The 4,448-nt window shown below is 39.7% G+C and carries 3 protein-coding genes; 2 read left to right on the top strand and 1 reads right to left on the bottom strand.

Going from position 1 to position 4,448, the window contains the following annotated elements:
- Positions 1-182 precede the first annotated feature (182 nt).
- Positions 183-392, bottom strand: a complete 210-nt coding sequence (locus CWS31_RS17020; RefSeq protein WP_148747786.1) for a hypothetical protein — start codon at positions 390-392, stop codon at positions 183-185.
- Positions 393-644: 252 nt separating this feature from the next.
- On the opposite strand from CWS31_RS17020, the gene CWS31_RS17025 reads away from it, so the two are divergent.
- Both CWS31_RS17025 and CWS31_RS17030 read left to right on the top strand, forming a co-directional pair.
- Positions 645-3,596: a cellulose-binding domain-containing protein gene (locus CWS31_RS17025; RefSeq protein ID WP_148747787.1), complete on the top strand. Its 2,952-nt coding sequence runs from the start codon at positions 645-647 to the stop codon at positions 3,594-3,596.
- Between the two features lie 198 nt (positions 3,597-3,794).
- Entirely contained in the window at positions 3,795-4,277 is a 483-nt protein-coding gene (locus tag CWS31_RS17030; protein ID WP_101344564.1) for a hypothetical protein, read from the top strand.
- Positions 4,278-4,448 lie beyond the last annotated feature (171 nt).

A 4,448-nucleotide genomic window follows, 5' to 3' on the forward strand; every position in this document is an offset into this window, starting at 1 on the left:
TCCCAATAACCCGTTATTGGCTTCGCTTTCCCGCCTTGTACTACGAATAATTAAAGCTATTGTAGATACGTGAATACAAATAGTTGATATTGTTATACTTTACAATTTAATTATCCCGAACTCAGGTTATATTACTTAAAAACTATACCACTTAAAGCTATGCCCCCTTATAACCGTATCGCTTAAAACCGATACGTTAATCCCAAGTAAACGATATCAATATCACTCAAAACCATACACCAACCCTCAGTAATGTAAGCACCAAAACCTATAGACCAATTTTTGGCTGTATCATCAAAGCAGGGTAACTCCCTTGTTGATGTTGGGTCTGACAAGCTTTTTCTGTTAGTAATAGTAAGTTCGTTACGGGCTGGTATTTTTAAACCGAACATACCACTTGATTTGTCTGTTTTGCTGTCTGAATTAACAAGTTAATAATCAAAAATCCATAACTAAAATCCCCATAACTGTATTTTAAAATTAATTACCACATCAAAAAACACGCGTTGACAGCGCTGTCAATTGCGTGCTAGTTTAAAATAGCATCAGAATTGTGTATGTAAAGTAAAAAAAACGTGAATATTTTAAACGACATCCGTCATATTCATATGAAATTAAAACAATAATTAAATACAGGAATTTGAATGAAACTCAAACAACAGGCTTACTTCAAGCCAAATAAAACATTTATGGCGATATCACTTGCTGCAAGCGCAGTGATTTCATCAAACACATTTGCATCTCAAAGCTGTGAAGGCATTAATGCCTATCCAGACTTTCCGCAGGTAGACTGGCAAGGAAATCCTGAACACGCTAATACTGGTGATGTAATGCAATTTGATAGTAATGCATACAGTGCTAAATGGTGGACCAAATCCATACCTGGAAGTGACGACAGCTGGTCTTTAGAGTATGAGTGTACTGATGGTGTAACTCCAACTCCAACACCTACGCCGACACCAACTCCTACTCCAACACCAACACCAACTCCAACACCTACGCCGACACCGACACCGACGCCAACACCTACGGGTACATATCAACCTGGTACTGTTTATTCAGCTGGTGATGTTGTGAGCAATAATGGTCAATCGTACCAATGCGATGTTGCAGGCTGGTGTTCTTCTGACGCTGATTGGGCTTACGCTCCAGGTACAGGCAGTGCATGGGAAAATGCATGGACGTTAGTCGGTGACACTACACCGACGCCAACTCCTACACCGACGCCAACTCCTACACCGACGCCAACTCCAACACCGACTCCAACACCGACTCCAACACCGACTCCAACACCTACGCCGACGCCAACTCCAACACCGACTCCTACACCGACGCCAACTCCAGAGGGTTTATGTGCTGACTTCAGTATCTGGACTGAAGGCGTAACAGCGCAAGCAGGCGATATTCTGATTAATGATGATTACGTTGCTTTTGCCGCCAAATGGGAAACCACTTCTCGTCCAGGCAGTGATGATACGTGGACCTGGGAAGTTAACTGTGATGGAACTGCACAAGGTACTGCACCTTTGTTATCGCTCCCTAATGCAAAAGATCCTGTCAGCTTAAAAGTCAATGGCTGGCCAAGTGATTTTGTTGTTGCAAGTCCAACTTCCGCAGCACCTGATACACTAACAGTTAACGTAATCAACAGCACTGATTTATCAGATACAACCAAGTTAACCAATGATTTTGTTTCATTCATTGAAACAGCTAAATTGCTTGGCTCTGAGTCTGTCATTATTAATAGCAATGTACTTGATAATATTACCGCTGATAAGGGTGTATCTTTAGGCTCGATTGCAGTCAAACAAGCCTTAACAGCAGCTTTAGCTTCAACCAATACTAGCGCTATTAGTGATAGCGACATAAATGCTTTAAGTGATGATGCCAAAGGTTGGGCTCAAGCTCACAATCTAATACTTTCTACACTTGCTACAAATGCCACCTTTGGTTGGTCATTAAGTATAGGTGATTTTGCTTATGCTACGCATTCCGGTAAAAGGTCTGTTTGGAATGCTGCTTCTAAAGCAACGTCAGATCTTCTTGATACGTTAGCACTTTACAAGGGTGCTTCAACAGCTGACTTTATTGCTTTTACTAAATCAAGTACTTCTGCTAGCTTATCAAGTGATCAATGGCACAACGCATTAGAATACGTTAAACAGGTTACTGATTTTGTTCAAGCACCTGCAATTTTGTCCTCTGTACCTACGGCCCAAGCGACAACTTATTTCATGGGTAATACTGCAGGAGAAAGTAAAATACGTAAAGCTGCACATAGCAATATTTTCGCTATTATATTTGATAATGACAACGCTGTCCTCGCAACTAAAATCGCAAATTATCAAAGCATTAAAGTGCCTCTTTATCATGTAGGTTCTGGCTCAGGTGTTACTCCATTAACAAGTATTTCTTCGTTAAATAATGATTTATCTGGTGCTGAGTCAATAATGGATAGTCAAGTATTCCTTTACGAAACACCTTCTTCAACTTGGGTACCATCAACTATCTACAAATGGGCTGACTTCTTAACAGGCTTAAATTCGATGCACAATGTTGGTGTAGCGGGCAATAAGTTTTGGCTAGTAGATAGCACAGCTGATGATGCAACCAATGCTATGTATGCAAAAGTAGCTATTGCCGCATTCCTTTCACAAAGTATGCAAGAAACTATTCGTTTCGATGCTTGTGATGAAAATAACTGGTCTGAAGTAAAATACGGCGCCGCTGTAGATTACCCTATGACTGCAAGTTGTGGTCAATTAGGTCAGAAATATGCAGATTATGGTACTCACCCTGTTTCAGGTAAAGATCACGCCTATTCTTGTCCTCGTGATAATAAAATGGAACAAACAGCGAATACTCACGCTAAATGGTACGGTGCGCCAGCGCCAATCTTTGTCGCACCTGATGCTGTACTTGAAGAGCAAGGATTATTAGTTAATGGTAAAGTTGGTCGCTGGACTAACGCAGGTCACTGTAATACTGTACCTACCGCTATTGATACCTCTAAACAAGTTTTTGAACGTGAAGACTGTAAGCAGTATGTAGGTCAAAAAGCGGGAAGTTTTATTTGGGATGGCAGTGATGAAAGTGTTGAAGGTTGTGGCTGGTGGGGCCGTGGCGTAATTCAAACTACGGGTCGTCAAAACTTCGGTACACTGAACCATTTTGTTGGTCGTTCTCACGTTGATCCAGATACCATTGGAACAACAATAGACGGAACGATTGTTGAAGCAGCACCTGATAGCCCGCTTTACGCTGATTTAGATTTATGTTCAAACCCAGGGTTAGTATGTAGCTCTGAAGAGCATAAAGAAATTAAGTGGATTGCTGGTTTATTCTTTTGGGTTAGTTCTGTGCAAGCCTATGATAACGAAGGTGGTCCATATGCCGATTGGAACTATTATACAGAACTTAAAAAATATGTTGACGGTGGTATGGTAGGTACAGAGTTTGTTGATGCTGTATCTGGTATCGTTAACCGTGGCTGTCCTGATGATCATTGTCCAGTAAGTGGTGAAGTTCATGCAATTGAGGAGCGTCGCGCTAACTTCAAACTAGTCCTTCAAAAGTTGGGACTTAATCCGCAGTAAGATACATATCTAACCTGAACTCTGGATAATGCCTGTTAGTTTATTACTAACGGGCATTTATCCTATTATCTATCAAACATCAGCTACTAAGGTATATAACGCGGGATACATGTACATGCCTGATTTTAATTGAATCCTATCATTACGTTAAAAATTACGTTATAAAAATTTATTGCTCCGTTGTTCAAGGCTTTTTATATGAAAATAAAAAAAATGATGATCTCGAGTCTATTGGCTCTAATTACGGTTAACCCAATAAGTACTATCGCAGCACAAAATAACCAAACTATTTCAAATCCACTGGCTATTCCTTTGCAAGCCTATACCGCTAAAGATATGTGGGAAAGTTACTTTAACCAATGCATGTCATATAATTTTGTGGATAAAAGTGAATTAAATAGCAGTTTTAAAGCATGGCAAAAGCGTAATGCTAATCGCTGGCAGATCTATTTATTATTAATGGAACAAGCTGCTCTTGAAAATGAAGTTTTTCAAGCCAGTTATAACAAATTTAAAATACAAAGCTTAGCTCATGCAAAGCAGCAAACTAAAGCTCAACATAGTAAGCTAGATCAGTTAGGCCAAAAAGATCGTTGTGATCAATTAATTATAATGCTTAATGACCCTCGTTCTGATCTACCTGAGGACAGCACCAAGAAAACCCAGCAGCAAGAGCAATAAGATGTTGTCGTTATAGGTAAATAATTATGACTTTTTCAGGCTCTACGCTTTGTTAATTATATTTATAATCGATGTCGCTAATTAATGCCTTGCCCTTCTAAGCCTTTAATTGTCACTAATACCAAATTGATTAAGTTCTTTCCCACTCAGCGAGAATTAAAAGGTTTAAAA

The organism is Colwellia echini (genome assembly GCF_002843355.2).
In the GTDB taxonomy this organism is placed as follows: Bacteria; Pseudomonadota; Gammaproteobacteria; order Enterobacterales; family Alteromonadaceae; genus Colwellia; species Colwellia echini.

Coding starts and splice junctions, on each gene's coding strand:
- CWS31_RS17020 (WP_148747786.1), bottom strand. CDS start 392: ATGTTCGGTTTAAAAATACCAGCCCGTAACGAACTTACTATTACTAAC.
- CWS31_RS17025 (WP_148747787.1), top strand. CDS start 645: ATGAAACTCAAACAACAGGCTTACTTCAAGCCAAATAAAACATTTATG.
- CWS31_RS17030 (WP_101344564.1), top strand. CDS start 3,795: ATGAAAATAAAAAAAATGATGATCTCGAGTCTATTGGCTCTAATTACG.